Annotated in this window: 26 protein-coding genes; 17 read left to right on the forward strand and 9 right to left on the reverse strand. The window is 59.6% G+C overall.

Annotation, left to right across the window (positions count from 1 at the left end; translation table 11 throughout):
* Positions 1–2: 2 nt before the first annotated feature.
* The 4 genes from lptA to ACEPAJ_RS02830 are packed head-to-tail and all read right to left on the reverse strand — an operon-like array spanning position 3 to position 2,623.
* Positions 3–545, reverse strand: a complete 543-nt coding sequence (lptA, locus tag ACEPAJ_RS02815) for a lipopolysaccharide transport periplasmic protein LptA (RefSeq protein ID WP_397494781.1) — start codon at positions 543–545, stop codon at positions 3–5.
* Positions 532–1,101: an LPS export ABC transporter periplasmic protein LptC gene (gene lptC, locus ACEPAJ_RS02820; protein WP_425913423.1), complete on the reverse strand. Its 570-nt coding sequence runs from the start codon at positions 1,099–1,101 to the stop codon at positions 532–534. The genes lptA and lptC overlap by 14 nt, the downstream gene beginning before the upstream one ends.
* Before the next feature lie 8 nt (positions 1,102–1,109).
* Positions 1,110–1,649: a KdsC family phosphatase gene (locus tag ACEPAJ_RS02825; protein ID WP_425913425.1), complete on the reverse strand. Its 540-nt coding sequence runs from the start codon at positions 1,647–1,649 to the stop codon at positions 1,110–1,112.
* Positions 1,649–2,623 carry a KpsF/GutQ family sugar-phosphate isomerase gene (locus tag ACEPAJ_RS02830; RefSeq protein ID WP_425913427.1) on the reverse strand — a complete coding sequence of 325 codons (975 nt, stop codon included), beginning with the start codon at positions 2,621–2,623 and terminating at the stop codon, positions 1,649–1,651. Before ACEPAJ_RS02830 ends, ACEPAJ_RS02825 begins: the two co-directional genes overlap by 1 nt.
* A 245-nt stretch (positions 2,624–2,868) precedes the next feature.
* Between ACEPAJ_RS02830 and ACEPAJ_RS02835 the strand changes: the two genes are divergently transcribed.
* The 10 genes from ACEPAJ_RS02835 (at position 2,869) to hisC (ending at position 10,781) form a co-directional block, all read left to right on the forward strand.
* Entirely contained in the window at positions 2,869–3,678 is an 810-nt protein-coding gene (locus ACEPAJ_RS02835) for an ATP-binding cassette domain-containing protein (protein WP_425913428.1), read from the forward strand.
* Positions 3,678–4,475, forward strand: coding sequence for a lipid asymmetry maintenance ABC transporter permease subunit MlaE (gene mlaE / locus ACEPAJ_RS02840; protein WP_274086376.1), 798 nt, complete (start codon positions 3,678–3,680; stop codon positions 4,473–4,475). Before ACEPAJ_RS02835 ends, mlaE begins: the two co-directional genes overlap by 1 nt.
* Entirely contained in the window at positions 4,475–4,945 is a 471-nt protein-coding gene (mlaD, locus tag ACEPAJ_RS02845) for an outer membrane lipid asymmetry maintenance protein MlaD (protein ID WP_425913430.1), read from the forward strand. Before mlaE ends, mlaD begins: the two co-directional genes overlap by 1 nt.
* A gap of 14 nt (positions 4,946–4,959) precedes the next feature.
* Positions 4,960–5,592: an MlaC/ttg2D family ABC transporter substrate-binding protein gene (locus ACEPAJ_RS02850; protein ID WP_425913431.1), complete on the forward strand. Its 633-nt coding sequence runs from the start codon at positions 4,960–4,962 to the stop codon at positions 5,590–5,592.
* The gene (locus tag ACEPAJ_RS02855) at positions 5,589–5,897 is read left to right on the forward strand and encodes an STAS domain-containing protein (RefSeq protein ID WP_425913433.1); all 309 of its coding nucleotides are present in this window, start codon (positions 5,589–5,591) and stop codon (positions 5,895–5,897) included. Before ACEPAJ_RS02850 ends, ACEPAJ_RS02855 begins: the two co-directional genes overlap by 4 nt.
* 131 nt (positions 5,898–6,028) lie before the next feature.
* Positions 6,029–6,268: a BolA family protein gene (locus ACEPAJ_RS02860; RefSeq protein WP_425913434.1), complete on the forward strand. Its 240-nt coding sequence runs from the start codon at positions 6,029–6,031 to the stop codon at positions 6,266–6,268.
* A 12-nt stretch (positions 6,269–6,280) separates the two neighbouring features.
* Positions 6,281–7,546: a UDP-N-acetylglucosamine 1-carboxyvinyltransferase gene (gene murA, locus ACEPAJ_RS02865; protein ID WP_425913435.1), complete on the forward strand. Its 1,266-nt coding sequence runs from the start codon at positions 6,281–6,283 to the stop codon at positions 7,544–7,546.
* Positions 7,547–7,550: 4 nt separating this feature from the next.
* Entirely contained in the window at positions 7,551–8,186 is a 636-nt protein-coding gene (gene hisG, locus ACEPAJ_RS02870; protein WP_425913436.1) for an ATP phosphoribosyltransferase, read from the forward strand.
* Between the two features lie 123 nt (positions 8,187–8,309).
* A complete protein-coding gene (hisD, locus tag ACEPAJ_RS02875) occupies positions 8,310–9,620 on the forward strand; it encodes a histidinol dehydrogenase (protein ID WP_425913437.1) in 1,311 nt (436 codons plus the stop codon).
* Positions 9,621–9,728: 108 nt separating this feature from the next.
* Positions 9,729–10,781, forward strand: coding sequence for a histidinol-phosphate transaminase (gene hisC, locus ACEPAJ_RS02880; RefSeq protein WP_425913439.1), 1,053 nt, complete (start codon positions 9,729–9,731; stop codon positions 10,779–10,781).
* 111 nt (positions 10,782–10,892) lie between these two features.
* Here hisC and algW read toward each other — a convergent pair whose 3' ends face one another.
* Positions 10,893–12,035 (reverse strand): Do family serine endopeptidase AlgW, encoded by a 1,143-nt coding sequence (algW, locus tag ACEPAJ_RS02885; protein ID WP_425913440.1) that lies wholly within the window; start codon positions 12,033–12,035, stop codon positions 10,893–10,895.
* A gap of 112 nt (positions 12,036–12,147) precedes the next feature.
* Here algW and ACEPAJ_RS02890 point away from each other — a divergent pair, with 112 nt between their 5' ends.
* The 3 genes from ACEPAJ_RS02890 (at position 12,148) to cysN (ending at position 16,111) form a co-directional block, all read left to right on the forward strand.
* Positions 12,148–12,906 carry a Nif3-like dinuclear metal center hexameric protein gene (locus ACEPAJ_RS02890; RefSeq protein ID WP_425913442.1) on the forward strand — a complete coding sequence of 253 codons (759 nt, stop codon included), beginning with the start codon at positions 12,148–12,150 and terminating at the stop codon, positions 12,904–12,906.
* Between the two features lie 390 nt (positions 12,907–13,296).
* The gene (gene cysD / locus ACEPAJ_RS02895) at positions 13,297–14,214 is read left to right on the forward strand and encodes a sulfate adenylyltransferase subunit CysD (RefSeq protein ID WP_425913443.1); all 918 of its coding nucleotides are present in this window, start codon (positions 13,297–13,299) and stop codon (positions 14,212–14,214) included.
* Position 14,215: 1 nt separating this feature from the next.
* On the forward strand, positions 14,216–16,111 hold the full coding sequence (cysN, locus tag ACEPAJ_RS02900; RefSeq protein ID WP_425913445.1) for a sulfate adenylyltransferase subunit CysN: 1,896 nt from the start codon (positions 14,216–14,218) through the stop codon (positions 16,109–16,111).
* Between the two features lie 84 nt (positions 16,112–16,195).
* On the opposite strand, the gene ACEPAJ_RS02905 is transcribed toward cysN, so the two are convergent.
* Entirely contained in the window at positions 16,196–16,633 is a 438-nt protein-coding gene (locus tag ACEPAJ_RS02905; RefSeq protein ID WP_425913446.1) for a YhcB family protein, read from the reverse strand.
* A gap of 129 nt (positions 16,634–16,762) precedes the next feature.
* Here ACEPAJ_RS02905 and ACEPAJ_RS02910 point away from each other — a divergent pair, with 129 nt between their 5' ends.
* The 4 genes from ACEPAJ_RS02910 to ACEPAJ_RS02925 all read left to right on the forward strand — a co-directional run bounded on the left by ACEPAJ_RS02910 (position 16,763) and on the right by ACEPAJ_RS02925 (position 21,576).
* Entirely contained in the window at positions 16,763–17,392 is a 630-nt protein-coding gene (locus ACEPAJ_RS02910) for an alpha/beta hydrolase (RefSeq protein ID WP_425913448.1), read from the forward strand.
* Between the two features lie 40 nt (positions 17,393–17,432).
* Positions 17,433–18,779 (forward strand): tryptophan--tRNA ligase, encoded by a 1,347-nt coding sequence (locus ACEPAJ_RS02915; protein WP_425913449.1) that lies wholly within the window; start codon positions 17,433–17,435, stop codon positions 18,777–18,779.
* Between the two features lie 149 nt (positions 18,780–18,928).
* Positions 18,929–20,023: a cell division protein ZapE gene (gene zapE / locus ACEPAJ_RS02920; RefSeq protein ID WP_425913451.1), complete on the forward strand. Its 1,095-nt coding sequence runs from the start codon at positions 18,929–18,931 to the stop codon at positions 20,021–20,023.
* A gap of 212 nt (positions 20,024–20,235) precedes the next feature.
* Positions 20,236–21,576 carry a DEAD/DEAH box helicase gene (locus ACEPAJ_RS02925; protein ID WP_425913453.1) on the forward strand — a complete coding sequence of 447 codons (1,341 nt, stop codon included), beginning with the start codon at positions 20,236–20,238 and terminating at the stop codon, positions 21,574–21,576.
* 2 nt (positions 21,577–21,578) lie between these two features.
* Here the strand turns inward: ACEPAJ_RS02925 and ACEPAJ_RS02930 are convergent, their stop codons facing one another.
* The 3 genes from ACEPAJ_RS02930 to ACEPAJ_RS02940 all read right to left on the reverse strand — a co-directional run bounded on the left by ACEPAJ_RS02930 (position 21,579) and on the right by ACEPAJ_RS02940 (position 24,385).
* Positions 21,579–22,040, reverse strand: coding sequence for a PAS domain-containing protein (locus ACEPAJ_RS02930; protein WP_274086358.1), 462 nt, complete (start codon positions 22,038–22,040; stop codon positions 21,579–21,581).
* 11 nt (positions 22,041–22,051) lie between these two features.
* Positions 22,052–23,053, reverse strand: a complete 1,002-nt coding sequence (locus tag ACEPAJ_RS02935; protein ID WP_425913551.1) for a response regulator — start codon at positions 23,051–23,053, stop codon at positions 22,052–22,054.
* Between the two features lie 87 nt (positions 23,054–23,140).
* Complete coding sequence (locus ACEPAJ_RS02940; RefSeq protein WP_425913455.1) at positions 23,141–24,385, reverse strand: TIGR03862 family flavoprotein; 1,245 nt, start codon at positions 24,383–24,385, stop codon at positions 23,141–23,143.
* Positions 24,386–24,477: the final 92 nt, after the last annotated feature.

Genomic DNA, 24,477 nt, shown 5'->3' on the forward strand with positions numbered 1-24,477 from the left:
TATTACTGCGCCTGCTGGTCGGCTGGTTTGTTCTTCGGCTGGATCACCATGTCGATGCGCGGACGTGGCGCTGTGACGTTGGTGCCTGTGGCGCGGCCGGCGTTGACGATCTGGCGCTGGGTGTCATAGACGATTTTCTCGCCTTCGAAGGTGTTGCCTTCTTGAATCACCTTGGCTTGGTCGATCAATACAACGCGATCATTGGCCATGAAGTATTGGATGGTCAGGCCGTAGGCTTTGACGACCTGCTTGTCGGCAGATGGCAGTTGTTCGTAGTAGGCCGGCTTGCCGACAGAGGTAAACACTTCGACATCGCCCTGGGCATTCTGGGTGATGGTCACGGTGTTGCCTGTGATTTTGAGTGTGCCTTGAGTAATCACAACGTCGCCGCGGTAGACCGCTACGCCTTGTTTGTCATCGAGCTCCGCGCTGTCAGCCTGGATACGGATTGGCTGTTCGCGGTCGGATGGCAGTGCCCAGGCGCTGACACTTCCGAGTGCGGCGCTGAGGCTGAGTAGTAGGGGGAGGGTGTTAACGAGCCTCATGCTGACCTCTTACGTTGGACAGCAGGAGCATCCTGCCGTCATTCATGTACGCTTTCATTCCTTGTGCCGTGGTCACCCCATTGGCCGCGACGATTCTAACGGCTTGCTGGGTCTGCGCATATTCCTTCTCGGGGAAGACGGTCAGGCGGCTGGTGGTGAGAACGGTTGGGCGGCCTTTGGCATCAGTGCGATCGACGCGCACGCGCTCGATCAATTCGACTTCCGTGCCGCCAGGGGAGACTTCGCCGCGCTCACTGCGGATTTTCCAGGGCAGCTCTGTGCCGCGGAATAGATTCATGTTCGGGCTGGTCATCAGGGAGATGTCGCTGGCCTTGATGTGCTCGACCTTATCGGCTGTCAACTCATAGTGCAGTTTGCCGTCGGTTTGGTATTGCACGGTATAGGTATTGGTGGCGTAAAAGTCGATCGCGTTGTCGGCGATGGCGCTGTCGGGCTGCTGATTAAAACCTTCTGGGCTGAGGTTCCAGTAGCCAAGTGCTGCCACCAGCGCTATGACACCGGTAAGCAGGGCAATGTTAAATAATTTGCGGTGCATGGCGGACCTTATAGGTAAGCGGCTTGAGCCGCTTCAAGTGTGCCTTGGGCGTGCATGATCAGCTCGCAGAACTCACGCGCGGCACCATCGCCGCCGCAAGCATGGGTAACACCGTGAGCATGTTGGCGAACAAAACCGTCGGCGCTGGCGACCGCCATGCCTAAGCCTACGCGGCGGATCACCGGTAGGTCGGGCAGGTCGTCACCCAAGTAGGCGACTTGTGCATAGTCTAGGCCCAGTTCGCCGAGTAGCTCATCGAGTACCACCAGCTTGTCTTCGCGGCCCTGGTACAGGTGTTGAATGCCCAAGTTTTGCGCGCGGCGTTCAACCACTGGGGTCTTGCGGCCGCTGATAATCGCAGTGCGTACGCCGGAGTTAATCAGCATTTTGATGCCGTGGCCGTCGAGGGTATTAAACGTTTTGAATTCGCTGCCGTCGACGAGGAAGTACAGTTTGCCGTCGGTGAGCACGCCGTCGACGTCGAAGATCGCCAGTTTGATAGCTCGGGCACGTTGCAGGAGGTCCGGGTTGGTCGCATCAAGAGTCATCACATCACTCCTGCGCGCAGCAGGTCGTGCATGTTCAGTGCGCCAACCGGTTGAAGGTTATCGTCGATCACGACTAATGAGCTGATCTTGTGGTCTTCCATGATTTTTAGTGCCTCTGCTGCAAGCATTTCCGCGCGGGCGGTCTTACCGTGGACGGTCATTACGTCATCGATAATGGTCAGGCGTACATCAATGTTACGATCCAGGGTGCGGCGCAGATCACCATCGGTGAATACCCCGGCAAGGCGGCCATCGTTCTCGGTCACGACCGTCATACCCAGGCCTTTCTGGGTCATCTCCAGTAGCGCGTCGCGCAGTGAGGTGCCGCGCTTAACGCGTGGCAGGCTGGCGCCGGCATGCATGACATTCTCAACCTTGAGCAGCAAGCGGCGCCCCAGTGCACCACCTGGGTGCGAGAAGGCGAAATCTTCTGCGGTGAAGCCGCGAGCCTCCAGTAAGGCGATGGCCAGTGCGTCGCCCAGCACCAGAGATACGGTGGTGGAGGAGGTTGGGGCCAAGTTAAGTGGGCAGGCTTCTTGCGCTACCCTGGCATCAAGGTTGACTTCGGCGGCCTTGGCCAGTGGTGACTCGGGGTTGCCAGTCATGCTGATAAGGGTGATGCCGAGGCGCTTGATTAGCGGCAGCAGGGTGACAATTTCCGCCGTGGAACCAGAGTTAGATAATGCCAACACCACATCGTCACGGGTGATCATGCCCATGTCACCGTGACTGGCCTCTGCCGGGTGCACAAAGAACGCAGTGGTGCCGGTGCTGGCCAGGGTGGCGGCAATCTTGTTGCCGATGTGGCCGGATTTACCCATGCCGACCACAACCACGCGGCCTTTGCTGGCGAGAATTAGCTCACAAGCACGCACAAAATCGCCGTTGATGCGTTGCAGCAGGTCTTGAATGGCTTCGAGTTCCAGGCGAATGGTGCGCTGCGCTGACTCAATCAGGTCGGTGGATTGGCTCATGACTTCTCTGCGGCGTGCGGGCTAAAAGCTGCTGATTATAACGGTAAAGGTGCGCCTGCCCAGTGTTTCCAGTTTCAAGTTGGGCACTGGCGCTGTGCGGCGCGGCTCTATGGCGGCAAGATCAATCTTGGGCGAAGGGTTTCGCGATGCTATAGTTCGCGCCCATTTTCGGTACGTTGGCGATCAGAAGTGTCCTTTGTTTGGGGCTGTACGTCAGTCAGGCAAGCGTTTAGCAAGGAGTCCAGATGAACGCCGAGAACCCGTATGCAGTTGAGCTCAAAAGTCTGAGCTTTAAACGCGGCGAGCGGGATATTTTCAAAAACATCGATATCCGCATTCCGCGTGGCAAGGTCACCGGGATTATGGGGCCGTCCGGCTGTGGCAAAACCACGCTGCTGCGTTTGATCGCCGCCGAACTCAAGCCGAGTCAGGGCGAGGTGTGGGTTAACGGCGTAAATCTACCGACGCTGTCGCGCAGCGATTTGTTCGACATGCGCAAGCAGATGGGCGTGTTGTTCCAGAGCGGTGCGTTGTTTACCGACCTGGACGTGTTCGAGAACGTCGCCTTTCCGTTGCGGGTGCATACCCAGCTGCCCGAAGAGATGATTCGCGACATCGTCCTTATGAAGCTGCAGGCGGTGGGCCTGCGCGGTGCCTTGGATTTAATGCCGGATGAGTTGTCAGGCGGCATGAAACGTCGCGTGGCGTTGGCGCGGGCGATTGCCCTGGATCCGCAAATACTCATGTATGACGAGCCCTTCGTGGGGCAAGACCCAATTGCCATGGGCGTGCTGGTGCGACTGATTCGTCTGCTCAGTGATGCGCTGGGGATCACCAGTATTGTGGTCTCTCATGATCTTGCGGAAACCGCGAGCATTGCCGACTACATCTATATCGTCGGCGATACCCAGGTTTTGGGGCAGGGCACACCAGGCGAGTTGAAAGCCTCGGAGGACCCCCGCGTACGTCAATTTATGCAGGGCATTCCCGATGGTCCCGTGCCCTTCCACTTTCCTGCGGCCAACTACCGCGCCGATCTGCTGGGGGAGCGCTGATGCGTAAGACGTCTGTGCTTGAACGGGTGCGCCTGTTCGGTCGCGCCGGTATTGATGTAGTCGCCACGCTGGGGCGTTCGGGGCTATTTCTGCTGCGCGCGCTGTTTGGTCGTGGTTCGACGGGCAATGGTTTTCAGTTGCTGGTCAAGCAACTGTACTCGGTTGGGGTGATGTCGCTGGCCATCATTGTCGTGTCCGGCATTTTTATCGGTATGGTGCTGTCACTGCAGGGCTTCAGTATTTTGGCTCAATATGGCTCTGAGCAGGCGGTGGGGCAGATGGTTGCTCTGACCTTGCTACGTGAACTGGGGCCGGTGGTTACGGCCTTGTTGTTTGCCGGGCGCGCCGGGTCGGCGTTGACCGCGGAAATTGGCAATATGAAATCCACCGAACAGCTGTCGAGCCTGGCGATGATTGGTGTTGACCCGCTGAAATATATTGTCGCTCCGCGCTTGTGGGCCGGGTTTATCTCAATGCCGCTGCTGGCGATGATCTTCAGTGTGGTCGGTATCTGGGGCGGCGCGATGGTCGCCATCGACTGGCTGGGGGTTTACGAGGGCTCGTTCTGGGCCAATATGCAAAGCAGTGTTTCGTTTCGCGAAGACGTGCTCAATGGCGTGATCAAGAGTGTGGTCTTTGCGTTTGTGGTGACCTGGATTGCTGTGTTTCAGGGCTATGACTGTGAGCCGACGTCGGAAGGGATTAGTCGTGCCACCACGAAAACTGTGGTGTACGCCTCGCTCGCCGTATTGGGGCTGGACTTTATTCTGACTGCTTTGATGTTTGGAGATTTCTGATGCAGAACCGCACGCTGGAAGTGGGTGTCGGCTTGTTCTTGTTGGCTGGGCTGTTGGCCTTGCTGCTCTTGGCTTTGCGCGTCAGTGGGCTGACTGTGGGCAGTAACGACAACACCTATAAGGTGTATGCGCACTTTGAGAATATCGCCGGGTTGACGGTCAGATCGAAAGTCACCATGGCTGGTGTGGCGATCGGTAAGGTCACCGCAATCGATCTGGACCGTAGCAGTTACATGGGCCGCGTCACCATGCTGTTGGATGATGCCGTGGATAACTTGCCTGCCGACTCCACCGCTTCGATTCTTACCGCCGGCTTGCTGGGCGAGAAGTACATTGGCATCAGTGTGGGCGGCGAAGAAGAAGTGTTGCGCGATGGCGGTACCATCTACGACACGCAGTCATCCCTGGTGCTGGAAGACCTGATTGGTAAGTTTTTGCTCAACTCGGTCAACAAAGACCAGACTAATTGATAGGGGGCCTAACGATGATCAAAGCACTGCGTAACAGTCTTTTTGTTTGCTTGGCGGCCATGTCCTTTTCGCTGCTGGCCGCCCCGGCTGCTCATGATGTCGTGCAGCAGACGACCACTACGCTGCTGGCGGATCTGAAGACCAACAAAGAGCTATACCGTACCGACCCGGGTGCATTTTACGACGCGCTGAACACGATTCTCGGCCCGGTAGTGGATGTTGATGGGATTTCCCGTGGCGTGATGACTGTGCGCTATTCGCGTCAGGCCTCACCCGAGCAAATGCAGCGATTTCAGGAAAACTTCAAGCGCAGCCTGATGCAGTTTTATGGCAACGCACTACTGGAATACAACAATCAGGACATCCGTGTGCTGCCGGTAAGCGGTCAGCAGGACCCGCAACGCACTGCGGTCAACATGGAAATCAAGGACGGCAATGGCACTGTCTATCCGTTGTCTTACACCATGGTCAGTCAGGATGGCACCTGGAAGATGCGCAACGTGATCATCAATGGGATCAACGTCGGCAAGCTGTTCCGCGATCAGTTCTCCCAGGCCATGCAAGACAATCGTCATGATCTGGATAAGGTCATCGATAACTGGACTGAAACGGTCGCCAAGGCTCGCCAAGGGGCGGATGCATCGTGATTTCGGCGCGCATCAGCGAAACCTCCCCCGGTGTTTTCAGCCTGGCTGGCGAGCTGGATTACCTGAGCGCTCCGGCGTTACGTGAGCAGGGCGCGCGTTTGCTAAAGGCCAGTCAGGCATCCGCTTTCGTGCTCGATTGCAGCGGTGTGGAGAAATCCAGCAGCGTAGGGGTGTCCTTGTTGCTGGCCTTTATGCGTGACGCCGGTGCCGCAGGAAAAACCCTGACTGTGCGCAGTCTGCCCAAAGATATGCATGAGATTGCCGGTGTTTGTGGGTTGTTGGAAATTCTGCCACTGCAATCTTGAGCAACTGTCGCCCTGGCTTCGGTCGGTTGGCAGGAATGCGGGGTTCGCAGGCGGGGGGCTTTTTTGTATGATGCTCGACCCGCGAGCATCTGCTCGGCTGTCGTTAATTTATGCGTTGATCGAGGTTGAGCATGCAGGCCTTAGAAGTAAAGAGTCTCCTTGAGGCTAAATTGCCGGATACCCAGGTGGAAGTTGAAGGCGAAGGCTGCAACTTTCAGCTGAACCTGATCAGTGACGAGATGGCTTCACTTAGCCCAGTCAAGCGTCAGCAGCAGATCTATGCTCACCTCAACGCCTGGATTGCCGATGGCAGTATCCACGCCGTGAGTATGAAATTCTTTAGCCGTGCCGATTGGGCCGCGCGCTCCTAAACCGAGAGCATCATGGACAAACTGATTATTACCGGCGGTGTGCGCCTTGATGGCGAAATCCGCATTTCCGGGGCGAAGAACTCTGCCCTGCCGATTCTCGCTGCCACCCTGCTCGGTGACGCCCCCGTTACCATCTGCAACCTGCCGCACCTACACGACATCACCACCATGATCGAGCTGTTCGGTCGCATGGGTATTGAGCCAATCATTGATGAAAAGCTCAGCGTTGAAGTCGACGCGCGTGCGATCAAGACCTTGGTCGCGCCCTATGAACTGGTGAAAACCATGCGCGCCTCGATCCTTGTGCTTGGTCCGATGGTGGCGCGCTTTGGTTATGCCGAAGTAGCCCTGCCGGGTGGTTGCGCCATTGGTTCGCGTCCGGTTGACCTGCACATCCGTGGCCTCGAAGCCATGGGCGCGATCATTGATGTCGAAGCCGGCTACATCAAGGCCAAAGCGCCTGAGGGCGGCTTGCGTGGCGCGCACTTCTTCTTCGATACCGTCAGTGTGACCGGTACCGAGAACATCATGATGGCGGCCACCCTTGCCAAAGGCCGTAGCGTGTTGGAAAACGCCGCGCGTGAGCCGGAAGTAGTCGACCTGGCTAATTGCCTGATCGCCATGGGTGGGAAAATCACCGGCGCCGGCACCGATACCATCATCATCGATGGTGTTGAACGTCTGCATGGCGCACGTTTCAGCGTGATGCCCGACCGTATCGAAACCGGCACCTATCTGGTGGCTGCTGCAATCACCGGCGGCCGCGTCAAGGTCAAGGATACTGATCCGACCACCCTCGAAGCGGTATTGTCCAAGCTTCAGGAAGCGGGTGCCGAAGTCACCTGTGGCAACGATTGGATCGAGCTGAACATGCATGGCAAACGGCCGAAAGCCGTAAACCTGCGTACGGCTCCGTACCCTGCTTTCCCGACGGACATGCAGGCGCAGTTCGTCGCCCTTAACGCGGTTGCCGAGGGCACCGGCACGGTGATCGAAACCGTGTTTGAGAATCGCTTTATGCACGTGCATGAAATGATCCGCATGGGGGCGCAGATCCAGGTTGAGGGCAACACCGCCATCGTCACCGGCACCGAGAAACTCAAAGGCGCGCCGGTTATGGCGACTGACCTGCGTGCATCGGCCAGTCTTGTAATTTCGGCGCTGGTGGCCGAGGGTGACACCCTGATCGACCGTATCTATCACATCGACCGCGGTTACGAGTGTATCGAAGAGAAGTTGCAGCTCTTGGGTGCCAAGATTCGCCGCGTACCGGGTTGAGACCATGCTGACTATTGCTCTTTCCAAAGGTCGGATTCTCGACGACACCCTGCCGCTGCTCGCCGCAGCAGGCATCGTGCCGACTGAAAATCCGGATAAAAGCCGCAAGCTGATTATCCCGACCACGCTGGATGATGTGCGTCTGTTGATCGTGCGTGCCACCGACGTGCCCACTTATGTTGAGCACGGCGCTGCTGACCTCGGTGTAGCGGGTAAGGACGTACTGATGGAATACGGCGGCCAGGGCTTGTATGAGCCGCTGGACCTGCGTATTGCCCAGTGCAAGCTGATGACCGCAGGTGCCGTCGGGGCGCCTGAGCCGAAAGGCCGGCTGCGTGTGGCGACCAAGTTCGTCAACGTGGCCAAGCGTTATTACGCCGAGCAGGGTCGCCAGGTCGACATCATCAAACTGTACGGCTCGATGGAGCTGGCACCGCTGGTGGGCTTGGCTGACAAGATCATCGATGTGGTCGACACCGGTAACACCCTGCGCGCCAATGGCCTGGAAGCTCAGGAGCTGATCGCCACGATCAGCTCGCGTCTGGTGGTCAATAAGGCGTCGATGAAGATGCAGCACGCGCGCATTCAGCTGTTGATCGACACTCTGCGTGATGCGGTCGAAGCGCGACACCCCCGCTAATACCCTCAACGCGGCGTTACGCCGCGTCTGCCTATCCGTGTCATAGCCAATTTTCTCGGGCGTCCATGCGGTGGGCTTGGTAGCCTAGCGACGCCCGAGCATTTGCCAATTAAGAGGCCCGCTATGACCGCTCCTATCGCTATCCGCCGACTCAATGCCGCTGACCAGGACTTTGCCCAGCATCTGGATCATCTGCTGAGCTGGGAAAGTGTCTCGGACGATGCGGTCAACCATCGCGTGCTCGATATCATCAAAGCCGTGCGTGAGCGTGGCGACGCCGCCTTGGTCGAGTTCACCAAGCAATTCGATGGCCTGGATGTCGCCTCGATGGCCGATCTGATCCTGCCGCGCGAGCGCCTGGAGCTGGCCCTGACCCGCATCACCGACGAGCAGCGCGGTGCGCTGGAAAAAGCCGCCGAACGTGTGCGGGTTTACCACGAGCGGCAGAAGCAGGAGTCCTGGACTTACACCGAAGCCGACGGCACGGTATTAGGCCAGAAGGTCACACCATTGGATCGCGCTGGCCTGTATGTGCCGGGCGGTAAGGCCTCCTATCCGTCCTCGGTGTTGATGAATGCGATTCCGGCCAAGGTCGCTGGCGTGCCGGAAGTGGTGATGGTGGTGCCGACGCCGCGTGGCGAGATCAATGAGATTGTTCTGGCGGCCGCCTGCATTGCCGGCGTTGACCGCGTGTTCACCATCGGTGGCGCCCAGGCTGTCGCCGCGCTGGCGTACGGCACTGAAAGCGTGCCGCCGGTGGATAAGATTGTTGGCCCGGGCAATATCTATGTCGCCACGGCCAAACGCCACGTCTTCGGCAAGGTTGGTATCGACATGATCGCCGGCCCTTCGGAAATTCTCGTGGTATGCGATGGTCAGACCGACCCGGACTGGATCGCCATGGACCTGTTCTCCCAGGCCGAGCACGACGAAGACGCCCAGTCGATCCTGGTCAGTCCGGACGCGGCCTTCCTCGACCGCGTAGCCGAGAGTATCGCCAAGCTGCTGCCGACCCTGGAGCGCGAGACGATTGCCCGCACCTCGCTTGAAGGGCGTGGCGCACTGATCCAGGTCGCTGATATGGCGCAGGCCATTGAGGTTGCGAACCGCATTGCCCCAGAGCACTTGGAACTCTCGGTGGAAAACCCCGAGCAGTACCTGCCGCTGATCCGTCACGCGGGCGCGATCTTTATGGGGCGTTACACCGCAGAAGCGCTAGGCGATTACTGCGCAGGTCCCAACCACGTGCTGCCAACCTCCGGCACGGCGCGCTATTCCTCGCCGCTGGGGGTGTATGACTTCCAGAAGCGCTCGTCGATCATCCATTGCTCGGCAGAAGGTGCCTCTGAGTTGGGCAAGGTCGCCAGTGTGCTGGCCCGTGGTGAGTCGCTAACCGCCCACGCTCGTAGCGCCGAATACCGCATCAAGGGTTAAGCGTAGGGTGGACAGCGCTCTTCTTGTCCACATGATGTGCATGTAATTACGGTGGACAAAAAAGCGCTGTCCACCCTACAAAATTCTAATTCGAGGAGAGAAGGGCAGATGAGCAAATTCTGGAGCCCCTTCGTCAAAGATCTGGTGCCTTATGTGCCAGGTGAACAGCCGAAATTGGCCAAGTTGGTCAAGCTCAACACCAATGAAAACCCTTATGGCCCGTCGCCCAAGGCCATCGCGGCCATGCAGGCCGAGGTGAATGACAACCTACGCCTATATCCGGACCCCAATAGCGACCGCCTGAAGCAGGCGGTGGCCGATTATTACGGCGTGCAGACGGCTCAGGTATTTGTCGGCAACGGCTCCGACGAGGTGCTGGCGCATGCCTTCCACGGCTTGTTCCAGCACGGCCAGCCGCTGCTGTTCCCGGATATCAGCTACAGCTTCTATCCAGTGTACTGCGGCCTGTATGGCATCGACTCCGTGCAGGTGCCGCTGGATGAGCAGTTTCAGATTCGCGTGGAAGATTACGTGCGGCCCAACGGCGGCATTATCTTCCCCAATCCCAACGCGCCGACTGGCAGCCCCCTCGCGCTGGACGCCATCGAGCGTCTGCTCAAGGCTAACAGCGATACCGTGGTATTGGTCGACGAGGCCTATATCGATTTCGGCGGTGAGACGGCGATCAGCCTAGTGGATAAATACCCGAACCTGCTGGTTAGCCAAACGTTGTCCAAGTCGCGCTCCCTGGCTGGACTGCGGGTTGGGATTGCGGTCGGCCATCCGGATTTGATTGAGGCGCTGGAGCGGATCAAAAACAGCTTCAACTCCTACCCGCTGGATCGCATTGCGATTGCCGGCGCTGCGGCGGCGTTTGCGGATAAAGCGTATTTCCAGCAAACCTGTCAGCAGGTGATCGACAACCGTGAGGTTGTGGTGGCTGGGCTGGATAAGCTCGGTTTTGAAGTATTGCCTTCGGCGGCGAACTTTGTCTTTGCCAGTCACCCGGAGAAAGATGCCGCGACTCTGGCAGCGGGCTTGCGTGAACAGGGCGTGATCGTGCGCCACTTCAAGCAGCAGCGTATTGCCCAGTTCCTGCGCATCACCATTGGCACGCCGGAGCAGAATCAGGCGCTGCTGGATGCCCTGCAAAGCCTCTAATCTGTAGGGTTTAACTAAGCCGGAGCGCTATAGCGCTCCGGCTTTTTTATGCCGTCTTAGGTGTGCGAGCCTGCTCTACGGCCTGCTGGGTGCGACAGGGCGCAAGGCGGATTAGTTTTCGTTGACGGGTGGTCGGACGCCAATTTCGGCGGTCAGTTGCATGGGCTCGCCGTTGCGCAGGATGTCGATGCGGATCCGCTCGCCTGGCTTGGCGCGTGCGACTTGGTTCATTGAGCTGCGGCCGTCACTGGCCGCTTCGCCGGCGATCCTGAGGATTAGATCGCCCGGTTGCAGGCCGGCCTTTTGTGCTGGGCCGTCGCGGTAGATGCCGGCCACGATGATGCCGGGGCGGCCCTCCAGTCCGAAGGACTCGGCCAACTCTGGGGTCAGCGGTTGCACCTCGATACCCAGCCAGCCACGAATTACCTGGCCGTGCTCGATAATCGCCTCCATCACCTCCATCGCCAGTTTCACCGGGATGGCAAAGCCAATGCCTTGGGAGCCGCCGGATTTGGAAAAAATCGCGGTGTTAATGCCCACTAGGTTGCCGTAGGCATCCACTAGCGCGCCGCCCGAGTTGCCCGGGTTGATCGCTGCGTCGGTCTGGATGAAATCTTCGTAGGTGTTGAGACCCAGCTGGTTGCGCCCGGTGGCGCTGATGATGCCCATGGTCACGGTCTGGCCGACGCCGAAGGGGTTGCCGATGGCCAGGCTGACGTCGCCAATACGGATGTTGTCCGAGCGGCCGAGAATGATAAACGGCAGGTCCGGTAGGTCAATTTTCAACACCGCGAGATCGGTTTCCGGGTCACTGCCAATCAGTCGTGCCAGGGTTTCGCGGCCATCTTTCAGCGCCACCACGATCTGGTCGGCATCGGCGACCACGTGGTTGTTGGTCAGCAGGTAGCCTTCCGGGCTCATGATCACTGCAGACCCCAAGCTCGACTCCATGCGCCGCTGTTTGGGCAGGTTGTCACCGAAGAACTTGCGGAACTGCGGGTCCTCGAACAGCGGGTGGGTTGGTTTGTTGACGAACTTGGTGGTGTAAAGGTTGGCGACCGCCGGGGACGCGGTGGTGACCGCTTCGGCATAGGACACCGGCCCTTCTTGCATGCGGCTGTAGAACGGGGCCTGGCGCACATGCACGTCCTGTCCCGGCAAACCGACCCATTGCGGGAAATATTGCATGATCAGCAATGCCAGGAGCACACCGACCAGTAGGGGCCAGCCGAGGGGACGCAGGGCCTTGAGCATTGAAACAATCCTGAGGGTTGCAGGGCAGCAAGTGCGGCCCTTAAGGTGCGCCATTATAGAGAGGCGACTGATAATAAAGCAGCGTCTCGTAACGCTTGATTAAGGACATTCTATGGCCATTGCCCTGACGACCCTGGTGGACGAAGCCGATCGCTATCTTAACGCCGCGCGTATTAGTGATTACTGCCCCAATGGCTTACAGGTAGAAGGGCGACCGCAGGTGCGTCGCATCGTCAGCGGCGTCACCGCCAGTCAGGCGTTACTCGACGCCGCCGTCGAGGCCGATGCTGACGTGGTGCTGGTGCACCACGGCTACTTCTGGAAGGGCGAGATCCCCTGCGTCACTGGGATGAAGCGCCGCCGTTTGCAAACCCTGCTGGGCAACGATATCAGCCTGCTGGCTTATCACCTGCCGCTGGATGTGCACCCAGAGGTGGGCAATAACGTGCAGTTGGCGGCGCAACTGGGCATCACTGTTGAGGGCCCGCTGGAACCCGATGATCCGCGTACCGTGGGCCTGATCGGCTCATTGGCTGAAGCGATGACGGCGCAGGATTTTGCCGCGCATGTGCAGCGGGTGCTGGGGCGTGAGCCGCTGTTGGTTGAAGGCGAGGGCATGATCCGTCGGGTGGGGTGGTGCACTGGCGGCGGTCAGGGCTATATCGACCAGGCCATCGCAGCTGGGGTTGATCTGTATTTAACCGGGGAGGCCTCAGAACAGACCTTTCACAGCGCGCGCGAAAATGGCGTTAGCTTTATCGCCGCTGGCCATCACGCCACTGAGCGTTACGGTGTGCAGGCGCTGGGCGATTACCTGGCCCGGCGATTTGCCATTGAGCATCTGTTTATCGATTGCCCCAACCCAATCTGAGCATCCGCACACGAACTACTGTATTTCAGCCATCCGGGGTTAAAAATGACCTCGGTAAGCGGCGCGGGTGAAACGAGCGCGGCTGATTTACAACCGGTAAACCCGGTCGGGCAGACTGCTTCGTTTTCGCTGCAGTCGCCCGCATCTTCGGCTGTTTGATTCACTGGCTGCTGACCCTCAGGTGCTGCTCGGTTGTCACTCCCGCTGGTCGTTGTGTCGGGTCTGGCTCTAGCTCGCGAGGTCGTGAGTGGGCGCTGGGCCGCCTATTTTGCTGGCATAAAGCTAGATCGTTTCGATCTAACCAGGCTCCTGATTAGACAAAGGTGCTGTGCTAGAGTGCCGTCTCGTCCACGGCCACCGGCCTAAACACATCGCCATTCGTGAGTAGCCATGCTCGATAAACTGACCCACCTGAAACAGCTGGAGGCGGAAAGTATCCACATCATTCGTGAAGTGGCCGCCGAATTCGACAACCCGGTAATGCTCTATTCCATCGGTAAAGACTCCGCCGTGATGCTGCACCTGGCACGCAAGGCGTTCTTTCCGGGCAAGCTGCCGTTTCCGGTGATGCACGTTGATACGCGCTGGAAGTTTCAGGAGATGTACAGCTTCCGCGAGAAGATGGTCAACGAGTACGGTCTCGATCTGATTACCCACACCAACCCCGATGGCGTGGCGCAGGACATGAACCCCTTCACCTACGGCAGTGCCAAGCACACCGACGTGATGAAGACCGAGGGGCTCAAGCAGGCACTGGATCAGTACGGTTTTGATGCCGCCTTCGGTGGCGCGCGCCGCGACGAAGAGAAATCCCGCGCCAAAGAGCGCGTGTACTCCTTCCGCGACAGCAAGCACCGCTGGGACCCTAAGAATCAGCGTCCTGAGCTGTGGAATGTGTACAACGGCAACGTCAAAAAGGGCGAGTCGATCCGCGTATTCCCGCTGTCCAACTGGACCGAGCTGGATATCTGGCAGTACATCTACCTGGAAAGCATCCCGATCGTGCCGCTGTATTTCGCCGCCGAGCGCGAAGTGATCGAGATGAATGGTGCGCTGATCATGATCGACGACGAGCGCATTCTCGAACACCTCACCCCTGAGCAAAAAGCCAGCATCCACAAAAAGATGGTGCGCTTCCGTACGCTGGGCTGCTACCCGCTGACCGGCGCGGTGGAGTCCACGGCAACCAGCTTGCCGGAGATTATTCAGGAAATGCTGTTGGCCAAAACCTCTGAGCGCCAAGGCCGCGTCATCGACCATGACTCCGCCGGCTCGATGGAAGAGAAGAAACGTCAGGGGTACTTTTAATATGTCACATCAATCCGATTTGATCAGTGAGGACATCCTCGCCTATCTGGGCCAGCACGAGCGTAAAGAGCTGCTGCGCTTTCTCACCTGCGGCAACGTAGACGACGGCAAAAGCACGCTGATTGGCCGCCTGCTGCATGACTCCAAGATGATCTACGAAGACCATCTGGACGCCATCACCAAAGACTCGAAGAAATCCGGCACCACGGGTGAAGAGGTCGACTTGGCGCTGCTGGTCGACGGCCTGCAGGCTGAGCGCGAGCAAGGCATCACCATCGATGTGGCCTACCGCTATTTCAGCACCACCAAGCGCAAGTTCATCATCGCCGACACCCCCGGCCATGAGCAGTACACCCGCAACATGGCCACCGGCGCATCCAACTGCGACCTGGCGATCATTCTGATCGACGCCCGTTACGGCGTGCAGACCCAGACCAAGCGCCACAGCTTTATTGCCTCCTTGCTGGGCATCAAGCACATCGTCATTGCGGTCAACAAGATGGACCTCAAAGGCTTCGACCAGGGCGTGTTTGAGCAGATCAAGGCCGATTACCTGGCGTTCGTCGAAGGCATTGCCTTCAAGCCAAGCTCGATGCACTTCGTGCCGATGTCGGCGCTGAAGGGCGACAACGTGGTCAACAAGAGCGAGCAATCGCCTTGGTACACCGGCCAGTCGTTGATGGAGATTCTTGAAACGGTAGAAGTGGCGGGTGATCGCAACTTCGACGACCTGCGTTTCCCGGTGCAGTACGTTAACCGCCCCAACCTGAACTTCCGTGGTTTCGCTGGCACCTTGGCCAGCGGCATCGTGCGCAAAGGCGACGAAGTTGTGGCGTTGCCATCGGGCAAGGGCAGTAAGGTCAAATCCATCGTCACCTTCGAAGGTGAGTTGGAGCAGGCCGGCCCTGGCCAGGCCATCACCATTACCTTGGAAGATGAGATCGACGTCTCGCGCGGCGACATGCTGGTGCACGGCGACAACCGTCCGCAGGTGGTCGACAGCTTCGATGCCATGCTGGTGTGGATGGCCGAAGAGCCGATGCTGCCGGGCAAGAAGTACGACATCAAGCGCGCCACCAGCTATGTGCCCGGCTCGGTTACCAGCATCGCTCACCGGGTGGATGTGAACACCCTGGAAGAAGGCTCCGCGAGCAGCTTGCAGCTTAACGAGATCGGCCAGGTGCGCATTGCACTGGATGCGCCGATTGCGTTGGACGGCTATGCGCACAACCGCACCACCGGCTCGTTTATCGTTATCGATCGCCTGACTAACGGCACTGTCGGTGCCGGTATGATCATTGCTGAGCCTGTCGGCGGTAACAGTGGCCATCACGGTCAGCTGGCCCATGTTTCTACCGAAGAGCGTGCCACTCGTTTCGGTCAGCAGCCTGCGACCGTGCTGTTCAGCGGCTTGTCTGGTGCTGGCAAAAGCACCCTGGCGTATGCCGTAGAGCGCAAGCTGTTCGACTCTGGTCGTGCGGTGTATGTGTTGGATGGTCAGAACCTGCGTCACGACCTGAACAAGGGCTTGCCGCAGGATCGCGCCGGACGTACCGAGAACTGGCGGCGTGCCGCTCACGTGGCGCGGCAGTTCAACGAGGCTGGCCTGCTGACACTGGCGGCCTTCGTCGCGCCGGATGCCGAAGGCCGCGAGCAGGCCAAGGCGCTGATTGGCGCTGAACGCCTGATCACCGTCTACGTGCAGGCTTCACCGCAAGTCTGCGCCGAACGTGACCCGCAAGGCCTGTATGCGGCCGGTGGCGACAATATCCCGGGCGAGTCCTTCCCCTACGACGTGCCGCTGAATGCCGATCTGGTTATCGACACGCAAGCGCTGTCGGTGGAGGAGAGTGTCAAACAGGTATTGGCACTGCTGCGCGAGCGTGGCGCGATTTAAATCCGCTGCACAATAAAAAGCCCCGCCAAGTGCGGGGCTTTTTATTGTTGGCTAAAGAACCAGAAGCGGCGGCCAGAGCGGCGCTTACTTTTTCTTTAAGCCGTAGCTTTCATCCAGCATGCCCGGTACGTCGGCGCCTTTTGGTGCGTAGTCCTTGGGCATTTCGTTGTGGGCTGGGGCTTTCAGGCGCTCACGTTTTTCGCCGCTGTCTTCAGCGTGCAGGGTGGCCAGCAGGCGTTGGCGGGTCAGCTCGTCCAGGGCCAGGCGGTTAGCCCCTTCGGACAGGTGCTGCTGCACATCGAGCTGGGTTTGGCTGAGCTTCTTCACCAGGTTGGCGGTGGTGTTGAAGTGGGTAACCACCTCGCTCTGATAGGTGTCGAAGCGTTCTTGAATTTCGTCAAGTTGGCGTTGGGTACGGCTGGGAGCCGCATTGGGTGCCAGGCGCGCAATCAGGAAGCCAATGGCAATGCCAGCTACCAGGGTAATGGCGGGTAGCAACCAGGCGGTAAGCGTCTGTTCCACGAGTCCTTCCTCTCTAAACGGCTTTGCTTTACGTTAACGGCTCGAACCTGCGCTGTATAGCCGAATGATGTGTGCGGCGCAGGCTGTAGCTAGACGAGTCGACCCACTGCGAGGTCACGGAGTTCCCTGTTGCTCACCCGCGAAACCCCCATGACGATTGCCGGCCCCAGCGGCCAACTCGAAGCCCTGTGGCTGGACACCCCCGATGCCCGTGGTGTGGCGCTGATCTGCCACCCCAATCCGGTGCAAGGCGGCACCATGCTCAATAAGGTGGTTTCCACCTTGCAGCGCACCGCCCGCGACAGTGGCCTGGCCACGTTACGCTTTAATTACCGCGGCGTCGGAGCCAGCGCTGGCAGCCATGACATGGCCAGCGGCGAGGTGGATGACGCCGAGGCTGTGGCCCTGTGGTTGCGCCAGCAATATCCTGATTTGCCGGTGACCTTGCTCGGTTTCTCTTTTGGCGGCTTTGTCGCCGCAGCCTTGGGCGCGCGTTTGGAAGCTCAAGGTCTCACGGTTAATAAGCTCTTTATGGTCGCCCCAGCGGCGCACCGGCTGACAGCGGAACATCCGCCGGCGAGCAATTGCCCGCTGATCCTGATTCAGCCCGAAGACGATGAAGTGATCGACCCGCAGGTGGTGTACGCCTGGTCGGCGGCACTCGGGCGTGCCCATGAGCTGCTGAAAATGGCAGAATGCGGGCACTTTTTTCACGGCAAGCTGACGGATCTGAAGGATCTCTTACTGCCGCGTCTCTGACCCTACAGGCCGTCTGCGCCTGAGTTGATAAGCGAACGTTATGACCACTCGTATCCTTACCGGCATCACCACCACAGGCACCCCGCATTTGGGTAACTATGCGGGGGCGATTCGTCCTGCGATCGTCGCCAGCCGCGCCGCTGATGCCGATTCGTTCTATTTTCTGGCGGACTATCATGCGCTGATCAAGTGCGACGACCCGGCACGTATTCAGCGTTCACGCCTGGAAATCGCCGCCACCTGGCTGGCGCTGGGGCTGGATGTCGACAAGGCGACCTTCTACCGCCAGTCAGATATTCCCGAGATTCCTGAGCTGTGCTGGCTGCTCACCTGTGTGGCTGGCAAAGGGTTGCTGAATCGCGCCCACGCCTACAAAGCCTCGGTGGACAAGAACGTCGAGCAGGGTGAAGACCCGGATGCGGGCATCACCATGGGCCTGTTCAGCTACCCGGTGCTGATGGCGGCGGACATTCTGATGTTCAACGCGCACAAAGTGCCGGTCGGCCGCGACCAGATTCAGCACGTGGAAATGGCCCGCGATATCGCTCAGCGTTTCAATCACCTGTTCGGCAACGGTAAAGAGCTGTTCACCCTGCCTGAAGCCGTGATCGAAGAAGACGTGGCCACCTTGCCCGGCCTTGACGGGCGCAAGATGAGCAAAAGCTACGACAACACCATCCCGTTGTTCGGCAGCGCCAAGCAGCTCAAGGATGCCGTGGCGCGTATCGTCACCGACTCCAAGCTGCCGGGCGAGGCCAAAGACCCCGACAACTCGCACCTGTTCACCCTTTATCAAGCCTTTGCTGCACCCACTCAGCAGGCGGACTTCCGTGCTGCGCTGGAGGGCGGTATGGCCTGGGGTGAAGCCAAGCAGGCGCTGTGCAACCTGCTCGAGGCTGAGCTGGGCGAGGCCCGCGAGCGTTACCAGTCGCTGATCAGCAAGCCTGCGGATCTGGAAGACATCCTCCTGGCCGGTGCTGCCAAGGCGCGCAAGACCGCTACGCCGTTCCTTGGCGAGCTGCGTGAGGCAGTGGGCCTGCGTTCTTTCCGCAGCCAGGCGACGAGCGGCGCCAGCGAGAAGAAAAAGGCCGGTAAAACTGCGCGCTTTGTCAGCTTCCGTGACGACGACGGTCGCTTCCGCTTCCGCCTGCTGGACGCTGCCGGCGAGCAGTTGCTGCTGTCCAAGTCCTTTGCTGACGGCAAGGCTGCCGGCATGGTCAATAAGCGCTTACAGTCAGGCGATGCATTGGATGTGCGCGAGCAGGACGGCGGCTTCGGTGTTTGGTTGGACGACGAGTGCGTGGCACAGAGCCCGGCGTTTGCTGATAGTAGCGTCTGCCAGGCGGCGATCCAGCGCCTGCGTGAGGCGTTGGCGCCTCAGGAATAACGCAGAGAGGGCTTTGTGGGAGGGGCTCTAGCCGCGACAGGGGGCTAGTGCCGCTGCTAAAGCCGCTCCTGCGGCGATAAGCCGATTGCTAAGTAACGGGGGCGTCGCTAAAGTGACGCCCCCGTTTTACTTGCCCGGCTAACGAATTTATGACGCCCTTAGAACGCTACCAGGCTGACCTCAAACGCCCCGATTTTTTCCATGATGCTGCCCAGGAAACTGCGGTGCGTCATCTGCAGCGCCTGTATGACGACTTGGTCGCCAGCGAAAGCGTATCGACCGGCTTGTTTGGCAAGCTGTTTGGCAAAAAGCCCCCGGTGCCTGTTAAAGGGCTGTATTTCTGGGGTGGCGTAGGGCGCGGTAAGACCTACCTGGTGGACACCTTCTTCGACGCACTGCCTTTCGAGCGCAAGGTGCGTACCCACTTCCACCGCTTTATGAAGCGCGTGCACGAAGAAATGCGCACCCTCAAGGGCGAGAAGAATCCGCTGACCATCATTGGCAAGCGCTTCGCCGACGAGGCGCGGGTGATTTGCTTCGACGAGTTCTTCGTCAGCGACATTACCGATGCGATGATTCTGGCGACCCTGATGGAAGAGTTGTTCAAGAACGGCGTAAGCCTGGTGGCGACCTCCAACATCGTGCCTGACGGTCTGTACAGAGACGGCCTGCAGCGCGCGCGCTTCCTGCCCGCGATTGCCCTGTTGAAGCAGCACACCGATATCGTCAACGTCGACAGCGGCATTGACTACCGTCTGCGTGCGCTGGAGCAAGCCGAACTGTTCCACTGGCCGCTGGGTACGGCCGCTGAAGAAAGCCTGCAGAAGAGCTTTGCCAGCCTGTTGCCCGAGCATTGCGTGGTGCAGGAAAACGAGCCGTTGATGATCGAGAGCCGTGCCATTAAAGCGCGCAAGGTCGGCGACGACGTGGCCTGGTTTGAGTTCCGCGAACTGTGCGACGGCCCACGTAGCCAGAATGACTACATCGAGTTAGGCAAGATCTTCCATGCGGTGATTCTGGCTAATGTCGAGCAGATGAGCGTGGCCAAGGAAGACATGGCGCGGCGTTTTATCAACTTGGTGGACGAGTTCTACGACCGTAACGTCAAGCTGATTATCTCCGCTGAGGTAGAACTCAAAGACCTCTACACCGGCGGTCGCCTCACCTTCGAGTTCCAGCGCACCCTCAGCCGTCTGCTGGAAATGCAGTCGCATGAATTTCTCGCGCGCCCGCACAAGCCCTGAGTGCAGGACACAGAGCGCCATTCTCGTAGGGTGGATGGCGCTCTACCCATCCGCCGTCTCATCCCCCCATGGTGGATGAAAAAGCGCCATCCACCCTACAAACTGATTCGGCGTGCCTTAGGCTCTGGCTGGTGCTGAAGACAGTCAGGCCGACTCTGCCCAAGCAAGATAAACTCTGCACCATCGACTTTTAGCCCTTTGTGGTACGCCCTATGACCTTTGCCTCCCTTGGCCTGATTGAGCCTTTGCTGCGCACCCTCGACAGCCTTGATTACAAAACGCCCACTGCCGTCCAGGCGCAGGCCATTGTGCCTGTCCTGCAAGGCCGCGATCTGATGGCCGCTGCGCAGACCGGCACCGGCAAGACCGCCGGCTTTGCCTTGCCGGTGCTGCAACGGCTGATGATGGAAGGGCCTGTGGTTGCGAGCAACTCGGTGCGCGCGCTGGTGCTGGTGCCAACGCGTGAGCTGGCCGAGCAGGTGCTGCAGAGCTTTATCACCTACGGGCAGGACCTGCCGCTGCGCAGTTATGCGGTGTATGGCGGGGTCAGCATCAACCCGCAGATGATGAAGCTGCGCAAGGGCCTGGATGTGCTGGTGGCCACCCCAGGCCGCCTGCTCGACCTGTATCGGCAGAACGCGGTGAAGTTCAACCAGGTGCAGACCCTGGTGCTGGACGAAGCCGACCGTATGCTCGACCTGGGTTTTGCCAACGAGTTGGAGAGCGTGTTCCGCGCACTGCCGAAAAAGCGCCAGACGCTGCTGTTTTCCGCGACCTTCTCCGAAGCCATTCGCAGCATGGCCGGTGAGATGCTCAATGACCCGCTGAGCATCGAGGTCAGCCCGCGCAACGCCGCCGCCAAGTCGGTTAAACAGTGGCTGATCCCGGTGGACAAGAAGCGCAAAAGCGAGCTGTTTTTGCACCTCTACCAGACTAAGCGCTGGAGCCAGGCGCTGGTCTTTGTGAAAACCCGCAAGGGCGTCGATGAGCTGGAGGGCGAGCTGCAGCGCCACGGCATTAGCGCCGACTCGATCCATGGCGACAAACCGCAGGCTACACGTCAGCGCGCCTTGCAGCGGTTCAAGGACGGTGAGGTCAAGGTGCTGGTGGCCACCGATGTGGCGGCCCGTGGGCTGGATATCGACACCATGCCGCTGGTGGTGAATTTCGACCTGCCGATTGTTGCCGAGGATTATGTGCACCGCATCGGGCGTACCGGGCGTGCCGGCTCCACGGGGCAGGCGGTGTCGCTGGTCTGCGCCGATGAGGTGCAGTTGCTGTCAGCCATCGAAACCCTGACCCAGCAGGTGTTGCAGCGCATCGACGAGCCAGACTTCATCCCCGACCACCGCGTGCCGCAGACGCTGCCTGGTGGCCAGGTGGTGAAAAAGCCGAAGAAGGCCAAGAAGCCGAAAGTGGTCGGCGCTGGCAAGGGCGGCAGCTTAGGCCGCTGGATGGAGGCTGACGAACCGACCGCGCCGGACGTTAAAGCGGTGCGCAAGGTGCCAAGCTTCGGCGGCAAAACGGCCAAGCCCGGTAAGTTCGTTAAGTAATTTCAGGCGCGGCTGGCGGCTTGGGCCGCTGCCAGCTGCTTCTTGTGGGTGGCGGCGGCGGTCATGTCGTAGATCACCACGCAGATGTGTTCGACCTCACCGGTCGCTCCAGCCAGCGGCAGCAGGGTGACATTCTGGTACATAAAGTCTTCCTGGCCGGTGATCGGCTGGTAGTTCTTGAAGTGCATCAGATACGGGTGTTGCTCCCACAAACTGAAGGCACGGGTGCCCAGTTGCACCACGGTATCGACCTTACGTTTTAGCCAGGCCTCGTCGATCTCCTGAAACAGGCTAAAAAGTGTTTTGCCGTGTACTTCGTCCGGGCCCAGGCCTGAGTGGTTTTCCATAAAGCTGTTCCACACCTCGACCTGATACTGGCGGTCGAGGACGATGACGCCAACATCAATGCACTGCACGATGTCGAGCAGCCAGTGCACCTCTTTAATATCAATCTGTGCGGGCATTGGCGTACCGCCTAGTTCATCAGGTAGTTGATTTTGTTGGTCAGGCGCTTGATCGAGTCTTCGGTAAACAGCAGCAGGAGGTCGAAGTGGATGTTATGCGCCTCCAGGCTGTAGCTGACTTCCACTGCCAGGGTTTTCTTCCAGCGGCGTTGATTGAGGTGAATCAGTTGTTCGATGGAGGCGTGCTGGCCAAGCAGCTGCGGATGGCCCTGGGAAAACCGTACATCGATCTGCTCGGCGATGCCTGAAAGGCAGGCGCCGATGATGATGCTGGACAGGTCCAGCAGCATCTCTGAGGTTTCCAAATCGTCTTTTGGCTGCCACTTGAGTAGGTGCGCCATATCGGCGACTTCCGAATCATGAAACAGCAGCAGCGCTTCACCGGCAATGCCGTCACCGATAAACCCCTGGCACACCGCGCTCATGCGTTCACCGTGCATGGCATCGGTGAGGGTCATGTGCAGCTCGCTGACTTCGAAGATATTCACTTGCGGCACGGGCAGCTGCACGAATACCCCAAGCGCCTTGGCCAGTAACGCCGCGGCGCGGCCCATGGCGACGTTGGTCACTTCGCGCAGGGCGTCGCGGAAATTCACTTTCAGGGTGTCGAGTACGGCTGTTTGCGCGACGGCGGTTGAGCTGGCTGCCGGGTCAAACAGCCCCAGTTCAATCAGCGTGCTGCGCAGCGTTTCCGGCTCTGCGGGCTTCTTGATGAAGGCCAGGGCGCCGAGCGCTTTGACGCGGCGCAGGGCTTCCTCCTGCACGTCGCCGGAAACCACCAGCACCTTGCAGGCCAGGCCTTCGGCGCGAATGGCGGCGAGGGTTTCGTAGCCGTCCATGACCGGCATGGTCAGGTCCAGCAGCATGACCTGAGCCAAGCCCTGGCGCAGTGCGGCAAGGGCTTCCTGCCCGTTAGTCGCTTGGCTGATGGTTACCGGCCATTCGGGCGGTAGGGCGCGGATCAATTGCTTGCGCGCCATGTTCGAGTCGTCGCAGACCACTAGTGGAATCACGTCTGGAGAGTCCCTGTGCGCGTGGAAGAACACCGCTCTTGGGCGGTTGTGTTCAAGCATAGCCGCTCGCGATTGCCTGCGGCGTTGTTATTCGACAGCGGGTTGCAGCCATTTGAGCATGCCCAGCGCTGCGCGGCGACCGCTGGCAAAGCAGGCGGTGAGTAGATAACCGCCGGTCGGCGCTTCCCAGTCGAGCATTTCGCCGGCGCAGAAGGTTCCCGGTAGTTGCTTGAGCATGAGGTTTGGGTCGAGTTGTTCGAAGGGCACACCGCCGGCGCTGCTGATCGCCTCATCCAGCGGGCGTGGGCGGATCAGTGTGATAGGCAGGGCTTTGATCGCCTTGGCCAGTTGCAGCGGATCATTGAAGCATTCGGCGCTCGCCAGTTCACGCAGCAGGGCCACCTTAACGCCGTCGATGCCGGCCTGGCGATGCAGGTGTTTGGCCATCGAATGTGTGCCGCGCGGTTTACTCAAGGCGCTTTGCAGTTTGTTAAGGGGCGTTTGTGGCAGCAAGTCGAGGTGCACGATGGCGCTGCCATGTTGGTTGATGGTTTCGCGAATATCAGCCGACAGGGCATACACCAGGCTGCCTTCAATGCCGCTGGCGGTGAGCACGAACTCGCCCAGGCGCGGCGCGGCGCCGGCTAAACACAGGCTGACATTCTTCAGCGGCGCGCCGGCGAATTTGTCGCGCAGAAACGGGCTCCAGGCGCTGACATCGAAGCCGCAGTTACTCGCCTGCAGGGGGGCGACTTGCACACCACGCGCTTGCAGCAGTGGCACCCAGGCACCGTCCGAACCCAAGCGCGCCCAGCTGCCGCCGCCCAAGGCCAGCAGAGTGGCGTCGGCGCTCACCGCCTGCTCACCCGCCGGTGAGCTGATGCGTAATGCGCCCTGTGCATCCCAGCCCAGCCAGCGATGGCGGGTATGGATCTGCACGCCCAACTCACGCAGGCGTTTGAGCCAGGCGCGCAGCAGCGGTGCGGCCTTCATATCGGTGGGGAAGACCCGGCCCGAGGTGCCGACAAAGGTGTCGATGCCCAGGCCGTTAATCCAAGTGCGCAGGGCATCGGCGTCGAAGTCCTGCAGCAGGTCAGCCACTTCAGCCTGACGCTGGCCGTAGCGGCTGATAAATGCCGGCTTGGCTTCGGCGTGGGTGATGTTCATGCCACCGACCCCGGCCAGCAGAAACTTGCGGCCCACCGAGGGCATGGCGTCATACAGGGCCACCTGCACACCGCTCTGCGCCAGCACTTCGGCGGCCATCAGCCCGGCGGGGCCGCCGCCAATAATGGTGACAGTGCAGGCGTTGTTGAGGGGCGTCTGGGTCATGGCGGTGCGGCCTGGCGAGGGTGGCCGGCATTCTAACCGAGGCGGCTGTGACCTTGTCATTTTGCCGAGCTTCGGGCACGGTCGTGGGTAAG

It is taken from the genome of Pseudomonas sp. GWSMS-1 (assembly GCF_049847425.1).
In the GTDB taxonomy this organism is placed as follows: Bacteria; Pseudomonadota; Gammaproteobacteria; order Pseudomonadales; family Pseudomonadaceae; genus Aquipseudomonas.

Excerpts from the sequence above, each read along its gene's own strand:
- hisC (WP_425913439.1), top strand. The coding sequence starts at position 9,729 with ATGAGCAAATTCTGGAGCCCCTTCGTCAAAGATCTGGTGCCTTATGTG.
- ACEPAJ_RS02915 (WP_425913449.1), top strand. The coding sequence starts at position 17,433 with ATGACCACTCGTATCCTTACCGGCATCACCACCACAGGCACCCCGCAT.
- ACEPAJ_RS02925 (WP_425913453.1), top strand. The coding sequence starts at position 20,236 with ATGACCTTTGCCTCCCTTGGCCTGATTGAGCCTTTGCTGCGCACCCTC.
- cysN (WP_425913445.1), top strand. The coding sequence starts at position 14,216 with ATGTCACATCAATCCGATTTGATCAGTGAGGACATCCTCGCCTATCTG.
- ACEPAJ_RS02850 (WP_425913431.1), top strand. The coding sequence starts at position 4,960 with ATGATCAAAGCACTGCGTAACAGTCTTTTTGTTTGCTTGGCGGCCATG.
- lptC (WP_425913423.1), bottom strand. The coding sequence starts at position 1,101 with ATGCACCGCAAATTATTTAACATTGCCCTGCTTACCGGTGTCATAGCG.
- ACEPAJ_RS02860 (WP_425913434.1), top strand. The coding sequence starts at position 6,029 with ATGCAGGCCTTAGAAGTAAAGAGTCTCCTTGAGGCTAAATTGCCGGAT.
- ACEPAJ_RS02825 (WP_425913425.1), bottom strand. The coding sequence starts at position 1,649 with ATGACTCTTGATGCGACCAACCCGGACCTCCTGCAACGTGCCCGAGCT.
- lptA (WP_397494781.1), bottom strand. The coding sequence starts at position 545 with ATGAGGCTCGTTAACACCCTCCCCCTACTACTCAGCCTCAGCGCCGCA.
- mlaE (WP_274086376.1), top strand. The coding sequence starts at position 3,678 with ATGCGTAAGACGTCTGTGCTTGAACGGGTGCGCCTGTTCGGTCGCGCC.
- ACEPAJ_RS02930 (WP_274086358.1), bottom strand. The coding sequence starts at position 22,040 with ATGCCCGCACAGATTGATATTAAAGAGGTGCACTGGCTGCTCGACATC.
- algW (WP_425913440.1), bottom strand. The coding sequence starts at position 12,035 with ATGCTCAAGGCCCTGCGTCCCCTCGGCTGGCCCCTACTGGTCGGTGTG.
- cysD (WP_425913443.1), top strand. The coding sequence starts at position 13,297 with ATGCTCGATAAACTGACCCACCTGAAACAGCTGGAGGCGGAAAGTATC.
- murA (WP_425913435.1), top strand. The coding sequence starts at position 6,281 with ATGGACAAACTGATTATTACCGGCGGTGTGCGCCTTGATGGCGAAATC.
- zapE (WP_425913451.1), top strand. The coding sequence starts at position 18,929 with ATGACGCCCTTAGAACGCTACCAGGCTGACCTCAAACGCCCCGATTTT.
- hisG (WP_425913436.1), top strand. The coding sequence starts at position 7,551 with ATGCTGACTATTGCTCTTTCCAAAGGTCGGATTCTCGACGACACCCTG.
- ACEPAJ_RS02830 (WP_425913427.1), bottom strand. The coding sequence starts at position 2,623 with ATGAGCCAATCCACCGACCTGATTGAGTCAGCGCAGCGCACCATTCGC.
- hisD (WP_425913437.1), top strand. The coding sequence starts at position 8,310 with ATGACCGCTCCTATCGCTATCCGCCGACTCAATGCCGCTGACCAGGAC.
- ACEPAJ_RS02940 (WP_425913455.1), bottom strand. The coding sequence starts at position 24,385 with ATGACCCAGACGCCCCTCAACAACGCCTGCACTGTCACCATTATTGGC.
- ACEPAJ_RS02890 (WP_425913442.1), top strand. The coding sequence starts at position 12,148 with ATGGCCATTGCCCTGACGACCCTGGTGGACGAAGCCGATCGCTATCTT.
- ACEPAJ_RS02835 (WP_425913428.1), top strand. The coding sequence starts at position 2,869 with ATGAACGCCGAGAACCCGTATGCAGTTGAGCTCAAAAGTCTGAGCTTT.
- mlaD (WP_425913430.1), top strand. The coding sequence starts at position 4,475 with ATGCAGAACCGCACGCTGGAAGTGGGTGTCGGCTTGTTCTTGTTGGCT.